The sequence below is a fragment of the Paraclostridium sordellii genome (genome assembly GCF_000953675.1).
In the GTDB taxonomy this organism is placed as follows: Bacteria; Bacillota; Clostridia; order Peptostreptococcales; family Peptostreptococcaceae; genus Paraclostridium; species Paraclostridium sordellii.
In genome coordinates, this window is the sequence record NZ_LN679998.1 from 426249 (window position 1) to 438591 (window position 12343).

12 protein-coding genes and 1 other RNA gene are annotated in these 12343 nt (G+C 26.3%); 7 read left to right on the forward strand and 6 right to left on the reverse strand.

Going from position 1 to position 12343, the window contains the following annotated elements; translation table 11 throughout:
* Positions 1-16: 16 nt before the first annotated feature.
* Positions 17-460: a hypothetical protein gene (locus tag ATCC9714_RS02055; protein ID WP_021129114.1), complete on the reverse strand. Its 444-nt coding sequence runs from the start codon at positions 458-460 to the stop codon at positions 17-19.
* A gap of 205 nt (positions 461-665) precedes the next feature.
* On the opposite strand from ATCC9714_RS02055, the gene ATCC9714_RS02060 reads away from it, so the two are divergent.
* A complete protein-coding gene (locus ATCC9714_RS02060; protein WP_054631860.1) occupies positions 666-1583 on the forward strand; it encodes a hypothetical protein in 918 nt (305 codons plus the stop codon).
* 85 nt (positions 1584-1668) lie between these two features.
* A non-coding RNA gene (gene ssrS / locus ATCC9714_RS02065) (6S RNA) lies at positions 1669-1855 on the forward strand.
* Positions 1856-1882: 27 nt separating this feature from the next.
* On the opposite strand, the gene ATCC9714_RS02070 is transcribed toward ssrS, so the two are convergent.
* Positions 1883-2893, reverse strand: coding sequence for a hypothetical protein (locus tag ATCC9714_RS02070; protein WP_054631861.1), 1011 nt, complete (start codon positions 2891-2893; stop codon positions 1883-1885).
* Between the two features lie 184 nt (positions 2894-3077).
* Here ATCC9714_RS02070 and ATCC9714_RS02075 point away from each other — a divergent pair, with 184 nt between their 5' ends.
* Positions 3078-4274, forward strand: a complete 1197-nt coding sequence (locus tag ATCC9714_RS02075) for an exosporium morphogenetic protein CdeC (protein WP_021129111.1) — start codon at positions 3078-3080, stop codon at positions 4272-4274.
* 53 nt (positions 4275-4327) lie between these two features.
* On the opposite strand, the gene ATCC9714_RS02080 is transcribed toward ATCC9714_RS02075, so the two are convergent.
* The 3 genes from ATCC9714_RS02080 to ATCC9714_RS02090 all read right to left on the reverse strand — a co-directional run bounded on the left by ATCC9714_RS02080 (position 4328) and on the right by ATCC9714_RS02090 (position 7149).
* Positions 4328-4918, reverse strand: a complete 591-nt coding sequence (locus ATCC9714_RS02080; protein ID WP_057544344.1) for a hypothetical protein — start codon at positions 4916-4918, stop codon at positions 4328-4330.
* A gap of 14 nt (positions 4919-4932) precedes the next feature.
* Positions 4933-6261, reverse strand: a complete 1329-nt coding sequence (locus ATCC9714_RS02085; protein ID WP_244465150.1) for an oligosaccharide flippase family protein — start codon at positions 6259-6261, stop codon at positions 4933-4935.
* A gap of 81 nt (positions 6262-6342) precedes the next feature.
* A complete protein-coding gene (locus ATCC9714_RS02090) occupies positions 6343-7149 on the reverse strand; it encodes a histidinol-phosphatase HisJ family protein (RefSeq protein ID WP_021125056.1) in 807 nt (268 codons plus the stop codon).
* A 112-nt stretch (positions 7150-7261) separates the two neighbouring features.
* Here ATCC9714_RS02090 and pdxR point away from each other — a divergent pair, with 112 nt between their 5' ends.
* The 3 genes from pdxR to ATCC9714_RS02105 all read left to right on the forward strand — a co-directional run bounded on the left by pdxR (position 7262) and on the right by ATCC9714_RS02105 (position 10390).
* A complete protein-coding gene (gene pdxR / locus ATCC9714_RS02095) occupies positions 7262-8686 on the forward strand; it encodes a MocR-like pyridoxine biosynthesis transcription factor PdxR (RefSeq protein WP_054631989.1) in 1425 nt (474 codons plus the stop codon).
* Positions 8687-8699: 13 nt separating this feature from the next.
* The gene (locus ATCC9714_RS02100; RefSeq protein ID WP_021125053.1) at positions 8700-8918 is read left to right on the forward strand and encodes a DUF896 domain-containing protein; all 219 of its coding nucleotides are present in this window, start codon (positions 8700-8702) and stop codon (positions 8916-8918) included.
* Positions 8919-8995: 77 nt separating this feature from the next.
* Positions 8996-10390, forward strand: a complete 1395-nt coding sequence (locus tag ATCC9714_RS02105) for an aminopeptidase (RefSeq protein ID WP_054631988.1) — start codon at positions 8996-8998, stop codon at positions 10388-10390.
* A gap of 25 nt (positions 10391-10415) precedes the next feature.
* Here ATCC9714_RS02105 and ATCC9714_RS02110 read toward each other — a convergent pair whose 3' ends face one another.
* Entirely contained in the window at positions 10416-11330 is a 915-nt protein-coding gene (locus tag ATCC9714_RS02110; RefSeq protein WP_057544346.1) for a selenium metabolism-associated LysR family transcriptional regulator, read from the reverse strand.
* A 172-nt stretch (positions 11331-11502) separates the two neighbouring features.
* On the opposite strand from ATCC9714_RS02110, the gene ATCC9714_RS02115 reads away from it, so the two are divergent.
* Complete coding sequence (locus ATCC9714_RS02115; protein ID WP_057544347.1) at positions 11503-12228, forward strand: hypothetical protein; 726 nt, start codon at positions 11503-11505, stop codon at positions 12226-12228.
* Positions 12229-12343 lie beyond the last annotated feature (115 nt).

The following is a 12343-nucleotide window of genomic DNA, read 5'->3' on the forward strand; positions in this document are numbered from 1 at the left end:
GGTTACATTTTTTATCCTAAGCTTCGCTTTTTTTAACTTTTTTAATTACTTTTTTAACTTTTTTTCCAGGTTTTGAATCATCAACTTGTTCTGCTTTATGTGATTTAGATGACTTATTATTTTCAGGTTTATTAGATTTTTTATTAGAAGATTCTTTTTTTGATTGATCAGCTTTAGATTTTTTAGATTTTTTACTATTTACCTTTTCTTTCGATTCAGCATTAGCAATTTTATTCATAATACTATCAACTTTTTTTCTTTGATTTTCATCTAAAAAGGTTTTGAATTTCTCAACAACTTCTTCTTTGCCTTTAAGGGTTTTACCTATTTTAATAAGTTCATCCATAAGTTCATCTTCAGATTTATCTTTATATCCATTTGCAATATCTTCTATCTTTCCTTTATCTATATTCTTTTCTTGTGCAAATTTTTCCATGGCTTCTTTATCTATTTTTTTCATAAAAACACCTCTTTCAATAATATATATTAAATTAAATTCATATTATTTATATATAGAAGCAGGAGCTAAATTATGAATAATAATATGAAAATAAAAAAAATACCTATAAATAATATATATGCAAACTTAGAAAAAAGGTAACATCAATAATAAATAAAACATAGTTTATATATTAGGAGTAGTATATAGTAAGGGGTGACTGAGAGTGAACAATTTACTATTTATTTTAGGAATGATAGCGCTTAGTAATGGGAATATATCTTTGTTAGAAAATAATAAAAATAAAGATTTAGATATAAATGAAGAGGATGAGCAAGGATATATGAGAAGCAAGGCACTAAAAAAAAGCAATAAAATTCGATTAAAACATAAGTCACGACCTAAAAAGCACGGAGAGCCTCAAGAAGTTGATGAAATAGAAGAGGAAAATAATATTATAGATATAGATGAAGTAATAGAGGATATGCCTAGCTTTAATATAAGTGATTTAGATAAGGGAATGAAGATGCTTGAACTAAGTGATGATGATCTAGATAGAGGTCTGGAAATAATAACAAGGACTAAAAAGTACATGGATAGAGATGAAAAGAAAGTTCTTGTAAAAATAGAGAGTATACTAGACTTAGTTAGAGGCATAAAAAAATTAAGAAGTGTAGATGAAATTGATGATGAAGATGAATCGGACTTTTTTAGGAGTATGGAAGAAGATGATAGAAAAAATATGATGATTAAAGAAATTCTAGAAGTTTTTCCAGAAACAAAACGAGAGTCGGTAGAAAAGGCCATTGATATGAAAAAGAAAATTGAATTATTTGCAGAATTATTTTTACCAGATGATGTAGGCGAAGAAGATGGATTCGGATTTAGTTTAAGTTCTTTAGCAAATATAAATAACTTAGGAAGTTTAAATAATTTAAAACTATTAGGTAGCCTTTTAAGAACTGATAATAAAGATAATACAAAAGTTAAAAAAGACATGAAACCAACTTATACTTATGTAGAGGAAGAGGTATATGTAGAAGACGAATTTTTAGAAGATGACTTTAATACTGATGATTTTGATGAAGATGCATATAGCTGTGATGACTATATAGATGACGATTATGTGAGAATAAACAAGTAAAAAGTGGTAAAAGATAAAAAAATTGATAAATTTGCTATCTAAAACTACTTTCAAAATTTGAAAATTTATTATATAATAAAAATATGAAATCCTGGAGCATACGACAGTGCTTATTTAAATTCAACCGACAAAGTTTGAACGGGAGTATGAGTCTAACGGTGTATAACATGCCCCTCCATAATTATGGGGGAAGTTAGAAACTGTTGGTAGTACACCCACCTGGGAGATTCTCGGGTATGAATTTAAAGAGCCATCGGTGCTTTGGGGGAAAAAGTATTGTGAATTCACAATACTTTTTTTTATTCAAAATAACCTAAAATACTAAATGGACTTTTGGTAGCAAATAAAGAACTACAGTTATAATCTAAGTCATCTCTATAGTTTGATTTTAAGTAACATCTAATAAATTTTTCATTTATACTATATGGATCTTCAATACTATTCGACCATGTATTCCCTAAATCATAAGAAGTCTTTGTATATAATCTATTTTGTTCAACATAAGATAAATAGAGTTTAGAATCGCTTTTAACCAATGAAGGATAAAGGAATAATGAAGGCTCAGTCATACTATTATTTATTATTGTATTAAAATTATTGGTATTTAAATATCCATTTATATAACTAATTTTATATTTATTTTGAAAACTTTCACAAAATGATAAATGATAAAAATTAAGTTTATCTTTTAATACAGATAAATAAATTTTATTTGAATAAGAGTTCGTAATTTTTACTGGCTTACTCCAAGTTAATTGAGATAAGTTAAATGTAGATGTGTACACTTGTGGAAAATCTTCATCTTCTTTGAAATAAAAAACACTAGGGACTAAGTTATCTATAGATATTATATAGTTATCTATTAAAGGTAAATTGATAAAATCTATTTTATTTTCAAACCATTTCTCACCGTTATTGTAATGATGGAATAGTATAGTAGTTGGGTGCTGATTATTACTTAAATAGTAAAGTATGTGTATCTGATTATCTATATACTTTATATATGGAAAATTTATATTGAAATTTTTATAATCATAGTTAATTTTATGAATTGTTGAAAACTCATTAAGATCTTTATCAAATTGAACTATATTTATATTTTTATCAATAAAAATTCCATAAACAGTATCTAAAGCGTCTATATCAAAATAATATTTAGAAAAATCAGTTGTTGAAGTGATTTTTTTTGATGCCAAAAGATGATCACTATTTTCCATATAATTAAAATATAAATTATTGTTAGTATTTATAAAAATCATATCTTTGTTATGTTTTCTTAAAACATAAGAACATTCATTAAAAAATCCCATATATACCTCCTAAAAAAATTAATTATTAAATATATATTAATTAGTTTGAAATTTATTCTAACAAGAATTAATTAATATAAGGGTAATTAAGTAACAATTAATAAAATCCATGCATATTATTAATTAGGCACAATCAAAGAGCCTACATTTTTAAAAAGACAATCAAAGGGGAGGACAAAACTTAATGAAGGATTTAATGAGAGCTAAAAAAGTAGTTAGCAAAAGAGTAACAAAGCCTACTCAAGAGTTAGAAAATAGTAGCTATATAGAAACAAATGAAGTTGAAGATGATTTTGAAAGAGGATGCAAATCTAGTGGACACAAACCCCAATGTCATCCATATGTACAATGCGAGTGTGAATGTGAGTGTGATTGCGATTGTAATCATGAACACAATCATAAGCATAACCATGATTGTCACTCAAGTTGCTGTAATTGCAATGAAGATGATTGTACAGAGAATTGCTTCCCAAACCCTTGTCCAGAAGAGTGTAGTCAGCCTTTAACACCACCTAAGTTTCCTATATCACAAGCAGTTCTATACCCTATAGAAACAAATAGAGTATTTGATACTATAATGTTTAGAGTATTTACTGATGGTAAAAAATCAAATGGAGATGATTTAGACTTTAAATATGAATTAGGTAACTTATGTGGACCATTACCAAGTTCTGCTCGTACAAATGTAACTATAGAAAAAGTATGCATAAACTACTCAAGTATAAAAATTAACCCAGGGACAACATCATTAGAGCAATTAAAGATTGAAAAAGTTGATAGAAAATCACAAAAATGTAAGTCAGTTTTTGAATATGATGTTTGTGGTCAACTAAATAGATGCTGTAATGATAAGTGCTTAGGGCAAAATGTAGCATACAAAGAAAAAGGTTTAAATGTAGTTGTATATGACTTAGAACTAGAATTAACAGGTAGATTTGGATGTTCAGAGTTTACTGCTGTAGCGATACCATGTAGTAAATGTGAATCAAAACATGACAATTCAAACTGTGTAGTATTCTATTTTAATACTTTATCTGGTGATTTAGTAGTTCCAGCAGATGGAAGAGGATTTACTCTAAGACAAGACTTCCAGACTCAATTAACAGTTGACTGTATAGGAAAAGGTGTAATAACTCAAAAAATGGTTAACAATAAACCATGCTATGAGTTAGATATACCAAATGGAATAGATCTTGTACTTTGTTTACAAAATGTAGTAAGTGCATTAATAGAAGAACAAATAATAGTTTTAGGTGGACCAACAAGAATTAGACCTAGATTAGTAGACACATTTGGTAGTGTTTGTGACTTCTCTCAATTCACAGGAAAATGTGAAGCTGACGATGATGAAAATCATAACAATCACAAATGTTGTAAATAAATTACAACACAATAAATATAAAAAGGACATTGATAACAATGTCCTTTTTATATTTATTCATATTTTAAACTACTGCAAAATTTAAATAGAAGATAAATAGTATCTAACTTATTTAATTTTTCCCAGGATTTATTTAGATCATTAAAATAAATTGAAATTAATGAATTTGAATTTATGGAGCTATCATTATAGTAGCATATTAAATGATTATTACTAGATTTTATTTTATACTTAGAGTATCTAGATACATTTTTTACTATGTTATGAGATACTTTATCATTATAAAAGTTAAAATTAATATGATAGATATTAGATGACTTATTATTTAAATTTATATGAAAAAATATATTTAAAGAATCATCCAATGGATATAGAGAAAAATTTTTTATTTTTTTTGATAAAATATTTAACTTGAATTTATTTATAGATGAAAGTGTACTGTCTTTATATATAAAGTAGTGTAAAACGCCAGATAAATCTACAAGACATATATGTGGTATGTGGTATTTGTCTATATAAAAGGCATATGTATGAATATCTTCTATTAGTTTTCTTATGTTATTAAAAGAATCTTTTACATAGAAGCATTTATTTTTTAAAAAAAAGTTTAAAGAATGAGTATAGTTAGTATTTGAATCAATCATATAAAAAAATCACCTCACCTTAATGATTTTAAATATTTAAATAATACAAGTGTACAAGCTAAAAATGAAATAAAAGGAATTATAGTTAAAATAATTATATAGCCATTAATACCTACATTAGGTATTGGAAGTATAAAGTAAAGTAAAGTTGTTTGAAAAATCATAGATAATATACCTATTAAACTTGAAATATATTCCTTACCAACTGAATGTAAAATACCTGATATAATATGGTTTAAACTTAAAAATAAAGGAATTAAGAACATATTCTTTAGATACGTTCCAGCCAATTCATTTTTAAAAACAAAGATACATAAGTCTTCTCCGAAAAAATAAAATAGAAAAGAACATAAAATCCCCATAATTAACGTAATTAAAATAGAAAAGAAAATCTTACGTTTAATTGCATAAGTATTTTTTCTGCTTACTTCTAAGGATATGCTTGGAATTATATTTACAACTAGGGCAGAAACCAGCATAAAAGGTAAATAAACAAATGGAGAGACCATACCTGAGATAGTCCCATATATACCTAGAGCATTAGAGTATGTAATCCCAGATAATGCAAGTCTAGAGGGGATTATCATTGAACTTATGGAGTTTAAAACTATATTAGACATACGATTACAAGTTATAGGGAGTGACATTTTAACTGTATCGTAAGATGCAGAAATAAACTCTCTCATATCGATTGTATATTTATTATCTATATAAGGTTTTTTGGCTAGGCCAAAAGTCATAAAAATTAAACTAGTACACTCACCAATGGAGATGCCTACTATAGCGGATAAGCATACTAAAGTAGGATTGTCAAAATTTTTAGCTATTAAGTAAACGAATAAAATTTTAGTAACTTGTTCTAATATTTGAGAAATTGCAGGTATATTTACTTTTTTTATGCCATAGTAGTAACCTCTAACTATATTTGATAATGTTATTGCTATAATAGCTGGGCATATTGCAAATATAAAGATAGAAAGATGGTTACTATGTAAAATTTTAATAGATAAGTAGTTAGAGTTAAATCCAGTAAACAAAGCTATAATAGTTGCTATAAAAAACGATATGTATATTGCTGAAATGAAAAGTGTATTTGTGCCGTGTTTATCATTAAAAGCTTTTTTTCTAGCTACTAGACAGCTAAGAGCAGTTGGTATTCCTGTTGTTGTCAAGGCTATACAAATCATTAAAAAGTTAAAAACTAGATGATAAACACCTAAATGGATATCTGATAAATTATGAGATAAAAATATTTTATATAAAAATCCGATAATTCTTACTACGAAGTTGGATATAAATAAAATTAAAGTTGAGTATACAAGATTAGGAATTTTCAATTTCACCACCTCCTATCTTAAGATATATTCAAATTTATATATAAAAATGAAAAAAATATAGCTCTATATATTATAGAGCTATATTTTTTATATTAAATTTTCTATATTTTTGAACTTAGGTTTCATAGAATCAAATGTAGTTATATACTTAAATCCAAAATCATTTAACTTTTTATAAATATAATCAAACTTATACGCTATTTGAGATGGAATATGGGAATCTGATCCAGTTGTTATAATTTCACCACCTAAATCTTTATACAACTTAAGTATGTTAGATGATGGTGTTAAATCTTTTAATCCATACCTAAAACAAGATGTATTAATTTCTATTCCTTTTCCTTTATTTATAGCTTCTTTTAATATAGCCTCGATGATTTCATAGAAAAGTTTATCATCAAGTTCACATTTATAATCTCCATACCTTTTAATTAAATCAAGATGACCTAATACTGAGTAATCATCATAGCTTTTTACTATTTCGTATAATGTTTCATAATACTTGTTATATGCTTGTAATTGAGTTTTATTATTAAAAAAAGTTCCGTTATATAGATCTATTTTATCAATTGCATGCATAGAGCAAATAACAAAGTCAAAAGGATAATTTTTTATATCATTAGAACATTTTTGGACTATATGAGGTTGTAGACCCATTTCTATACCTTTTTTTATAGTAATTTTATCGCTATATTTATTTTTAAGATTTTCTATATTTTTAAAATAAGCATTGTAATCTGTCTCAAATTCAATATCACTTATTACATCGTAGTCAACGTGATCTGTAAAACATATTTCTTTTAAGCCTAAATCTATAGATTTTTTAACCATATCTTCCATGTCAGTTTGGCTATCTGCAGAGAAATTTGAATGCATATGATAGTCGTAGTACATAATTACTGTCCCCTTTTTTTATAAATTTTGGTATTATATATACATAATAATATCAAATATATGTGCATCAATAAAGTCATGTATATACAATATCGTTTTAAGTGGGGATAAAATGGATAATTATAATTTAAAAATGAATCAAGATAGGCCTAAATATTTACAAATTTATAATCATATAAAAAAGATGATTATAGAAGATAATATAAAAGCGAGTACAAAGCTTCCTCCTATAAGGAAGATTGCCAAACTATTAGAAGTTAATAATACAACTATAGTAAAGGCCTATGAACTTTTAGAAAAAGAAGGGTATGTTTACAAGACTGTTGGTAGTGGAACCTTTGTATCAGATAAAAACAGAAACACTAGCAAAAGTAAAAAAATATCTATGGACGGAATAATAAGATTTGACAATGGGAATCCATCTATTGATATGTTTCCAATTGATGATTTTAAGAATTCTATAAATATAGCTTTGGAAAAAGAAGGACATTATATATTTGAGTATGATGATGGCCTTGGATTTTTAAAATTAAGAGAAAAACTAGTTGACTACTTGGAAACATTAAATATAAAATCGACTAGGGAAAATATTCAAATAATTTCTGGAGCACAGCAAGGTATTGATATTGTTTGTAAAGGTATAATTAATTACTCAGATTTAGTATTTGTTGAAGAACCAACATATAGTGGAGCTTTAGAGGTTTTTAAAAATAGAGGTGCTAAGGTTATCAGCATACCTATGTTAGAGGATGGTATTGATATAGGGATCTTGAAGTTAAAACTTGAAAAATTAAGACCTAAAATATTTTACACAATGCCTAACTATCAAAATCCAACAGGTATATCTTATTCGATATACAAAAAGAAAAAGTTAATAGAACTAGCACAAGAATATGACTTTTATATATTAGAGGATGACTTTATGAGTGATTTAAAGTTTGACTCTTATGAACATTATCCATTAAGAAGCTATGATGATAAGGGAAGAGTGATTTATATAAAAAGTTTTTCTAAAATTCTTATGCCAGGACTTAGGATAGGGCTAGTAGAAATGCCTAGTGAAATTCTAAAAAAAATACTATGGGCTAAATATTCATCTGATATTTCAACTTCAGGTATAATTCAAAGGTCAATGTATCACTATATGCAAAATTATGATTTTGATGAATATCTGAAAAAAATAGATAAAGAGTATACTGATAAATTTAAATTAGCCACAAAATGTATAGATGAGAAATTAAGCGATAAAATTAAATTCAAATTACCATCAGGAGGTATTAACTTCTTCTTAGAGTTACCTAGAGGATACTCATCGGTTGATTTTACAACATTTTTACTTGAAAAAGGAGTATCAATACTTCCAGGAAGCAATTTTTTCGATACATCTATAGACGATAGATTTTTTAGAATAAATATAGCACAACCTAGTTTATATGAAATAGAAAAGGGAATAGATATAATATCTAAGAATTTAAATGAGTTTTTAGAAAACTATAAAAATGTAGAAGAATTTAAAGAAAATAAATTATTTTTTTAGGAGTGATTAGAATATGAATAATGAATTTGATAAAGATAAATTAAATAGAATAAATGAGTTAGCTAAAAAACATAAAGGAGAAGGGCTAACTGAAGATGAACATAAGGAAAGAGAAGGACTAAGAAAAGAATATTTAGAGCATTTCAGAGGTCATTTTAGATCAAGACTTGAAAATATAAAAGTAGTTTCTCCAGAGGAGTATGAAGAGGCTATGAAAAATAAAAAGAACTAGAAAGATTTAACAATAAACTTATTTAAGTGTGCTATAATTATCACAAGGGAATCTAAAAAAGAAAGGGAGTATTTAGTATGGATTTAAGACATGAGTTTAAAAATGCATGGGATCAAATTAATGATAACAAAGAATTAGATGTTGTCATGAATTATGCAAATGATTATATGAAGTTTCTAGATGTAGGTAAAACTGAAAGAACTTCGGCTAGAGAGATTATAAGACAAGCTAAAGAAAATGGATTTATATCTGTACAAGAAGCTATGTCAAAAGGAAAAATATCTGCAGGAGATAAAATATATGCAGGTAATAAAGACAAAGGTGTAGCTTTATTTGTAATAGGGCAAGAAGAATTACAAAATGGAATGAGAATTGTTGGAGGTCACATAGATTCTCCTAGAATAGATTTAAAACCAAACCCACTGTATGAAGATGGGAATATGGCACTTTTAAAAACTCACTACTATGGAGGTATAAAAAAATATCAATGGACAACATTACCTCTTTCAATGTATGGTGTAGTTGTTTTAAAAGATGGAACTAAAGTAGATATATGCATAGGAGAAGATGAATCTGATCCAGTATTTTGTATAACAGATCTATTAATACATTTAGCAGCAGATCAAATGCAAAAAAAATTATCTGATGGTGTAACTGGAGAAGGGTTAAATCTTTTAGTTGGACATATGCCTTTAGAAGGTGAAGAAAAAGATGCTATTTCAGCAAATGTTTTAAAATTATTAAATGATAAGTATAACATGACTGAAAAAGATTTCTTAACAGCTGAAATAGAAATAGTTCCATCTGGTAAAGCTAGACATTTAGGATTTGATAAATCTATGATAATTTCTTATGGACATGATGATAGAGTATGTTCTTATGCTGCAGTAAAATCTATATTTGATATTGAGAAACCAAAATATACAGCTGTTGCACTATGTGTAGATAAAGAGGAAGTTGGATCTCAAGGAAATACAGGAATGCACTCTAAATTCTTTGAAAATACAGTAGCAGAACTTATAAATTTAGAAGGAAACTACTGTGAATTAAAAGTAAGAAGAGCTATGGCAAATTCAAAAGTATTATCTGCTGATGTTTCAGCAGGATTTGATCCTACATACCCAGATGTTTTAGATAAGAGAAATGCATGTTTTATGGGTCATGGTATCGCCTTAACTAAATACACAGGTGTAAGAGGTAAAGGTGGATGTAACGATGCTAATGCAGAGTTTGCATCAGAAGTTAGAAGAATATTTGACAAAGCTAATGTTGTTTGGCAAATATCAGAACTTGGTAAAGTAGACCAAGGAGGCGGTGGAACAATCGCTTATATATTAGCTCAATATGGAGCTGAGGTAATAGACTGTGGAGTAGGAGTATTAAATATGCATGCTCCATATGAAATAGTATCTAAAGCAGATATATATGAAATGTATAAAGGATATAAAGCATTCTATACTATAGAAGCATAATATAAATAAAAAAGATAAGTGTAAATCACTTATCTTTTTTATTTATATTAAAGTAATCAAAAACCCCATCTAAGAATTTATACTCTAGAGGTGTAAATGTTTTCTTTTTAGAGTATATAAAATAGAATTTTCTATCAAAATTTAAATTTTTTACTTTATAATATCTAACTTTGCGTAGGTTTATATAATCTATAACAGAAGTATAAGAAACAAAGGATACACCAAGCCCAAGTTTAACCATTTCTTTTATTGACTCATTTGATTCTACATAAGCTATAGTATCTAAATTATTTATTGGAATTTTATGAGACTTAAGTTTATTAATTAATAAACTTTGAGTTCCAGAACCATCTTTTCTCATTATAAATTTTAAATCACTAAGTTTATCTAAATCTATATAATTTTCTTCATTTTCTATAATTAAATCAAATGGAGTTATCAAGACAAGTTCATCATCTATTAAATCTATATACTCAACCTGTTTATTATTAACTTTAGACCCTACAAATCCAAAACTTATACGCTCATTTAGAATTTCAGAAATAGCATCTTGAGAATCATATCTACTTATACTAAATTTAACATTAGGATAATCACTATAAAAGTTTTTCAAAAAATCTGGCAGTATATAAGTTTCTGGAATAGAACTGCATGCAATATCTATAACTCCTTCAATTTTACCACTATATTCTTTTATATCATAAATAGCTTTTTTACAATTATTTAGTATATAAATAGCATGTTCATATAAAATTTCACCAGCTTTTGTAAGCGTTATAACTTTATTATTTCTATTTACTAGTACTGTATCAAGGTTTTTTTCAAGATTTTGAATATGAGCGCTTACTGTAGGTTGTGTAAGAAATAGTTCTTTAGCAGCTTTTGAAAAACTATTGTACTTTGCAACAGCTACAAAAACCTCTAGTTGTTTTAAATCCATAAAAAGATCCTCCCCTAAATTTATCATATATAATTATACCATACTAATTGATACTTATAAAAATAAAGAGAAAGTCAAGTTTTACAAAAATATTACAATATGATAATATATGTTATTTAAGAGACAAAAATATTATATAATTATATGGAAGTATACATAGGAGGATTAGTGTATGAAAATACTTAATATAGTTAGCATGTTGCTAATTTCCATACTAATATTCTCAGGATGCAGTATGAAAAACAATAAAATCGAGATAGATGAAGCTACACAACAGAAGAATATAACGAAAGTTCAAAATGATATAACTGAAATAATGGGGAAGAATTATGAGGATGTTATAAAAAATATAGGTAAACCATATTTAACAACATACTATATAAACAGAGATGATTATAAAAAATATGAAAAATTAGATTCGGATGAACTTATAAAACAATTACATTTAGAAATGGTATATCCAAAAGAAGGTTATGAAAGTAGTGCTTTATATATAGAGATAAATAAAGATAAGGTAATTGATGTTTCAAGTAATGAATTTGTAGGAACTTCACATGGATTTGATGATTTACCTGAAAGTTCAAAATCAACAGATGTTATAATTGATGTTTATAATAATCAAAAATATATAAGTGAAGAAAAACTAAAAGGTATATCAATAGAATCATATAAAGGTAAGAATATAGAACAATTGATGCAAGAAACTCCATTAGATATGCCAAATGCAATAGTATATGGAAAAAATAAAGATAAAGTTAGGAGTTATTTCGTAGTTGACAAAAATCAAGAAAAATTAAGCTATATAATTTCTATAACTGAAGATAGAGGAAAGATAATAAATATTTCTAAAGTTTCAAAAGTGTCTTTAATGAACTCCTTAATAGATATGTCAAAGTAAAAGACTTCTTATTTAATTAAATAAGAAGTCTTTTTTTATTTAACCTTATTATTCAGTATATATAAACTAAATAATGTAAATAATATTTAAGGCGTGACTTAAGTTTAATACATAG

Excerpts from the sequence above, each read along its gene's own strand:
- ATCC9714_RS02090 (WP_021125056.1), bottom strand. The coding sequence starts at position 7,149 with ATGTACTACGACTATCATATGCATTCAAATTTCTCTGCAGATAGCCAA.
- ATCC9714_RS02115 (WP_057544347.1), top strand. The coding sequence starts at position 11,503 with ATGAAAATACTTAATATAGTTAGCATGTTGCTAATTTCCATACTAATA.
- ATCC9714_RS02105 (WP_054631988.1), top strand. The coding sequence starts at position 8,996 with ATGGATTTAAGACATGAGTTTAAAAATGCATGGGATCAAATTAATGAT.
- pdxR (WP_054631989.1), top strand. The coding sequence starts at position 7,262 with ATGGATAATTATAATTTAAAAATGAATCAAGATAGGCCTAAATATTTA.
- ATCC9714_RS02110 (WP_057544346.1), bottom strand. The coding sequence starts at position 11,330 with ATGGATTTAAAACAACTAGAGGTTTTTGTAGCTGTTGCAAAGTACAAT.
- ATCC9714_RS02100 (WP_021125053.1), top strand. The coding sequence starts at position 8,700 with ATGAATAATGAATTTGATAAAGATAAATTAAATAGAATAAATGAGTTA.
- ATCC9714_RS02055 (WP_021129114.1), bottom strand. The coding sequence starts at position 460 with ATGAAAAAAATAGATAAAGAAGCCATGGAAAAATTTGCACAAGAAAAG.
- ATCC9714_RS02080 (WP_057544344.1), bottom strand. The coding sequence starts at position 4,918 with ATGATTGATTCAAATACTAACTATACTCATTCTTTAAACTTTTTTTTA.
- ATCC9714_RS02075 (WP_021129111.1), top strand. The coding sequence starts at position 3,078 with ATGAAGGATTTAATGAGAGCTAAAAAAGTAGTTAGCAAAAGAGTAACA.
- ATCC9714_RS02070 (WP_054631861.1), bottom strand. The coding sequence starts at position 2,893 with ATGGGATTTTTTAATGAATGTTCTTATGTTTTAAGAAAACATAACAAA.